General features: G+C 45.1%; 1 protein-coding gene. It reads right to left on the bottom strand.

Annotated elements, in window-relative coordinates:
* Nucleotides 1–264: TMEM175 family protein (locus tag AC6UC9_RS07030; protein WP_500701545.1), on the bottom strand; the 264-nt coding region annotated here is incomplete at both ends.

The raw sequence follows: 264 nt of genomic DNA, 5'->3' as shown, positions 1-264 counted from the left end.
ATAATCACAGAGATGGATTCAACATCTCCTGACATCAGTCGCGTCAATGCTGGCACCAGTGACAGTAGGAAAACCAAGATGAATTCCCAAAGCACGATTCGTCGTGGAATCTGATCAACGGTGCTGAACAAAGTTGCTTGCTGGTACCAAATATTCGCCACGAAACAGAAACTGACAGCATACACCCCAACTGCCAAAAAGAAATTGGTAATGTTGGCATGATGTTCCCAACTTTGCGCAGGCAACTCCAAGACCATAATGGTA

Source organism: Fructilactobacillus sp. X7R4C1 (assembly GCF_059901115.1).
This window is presented reverse-complemented; position numbering and strand designations above follow the sequence as displayed.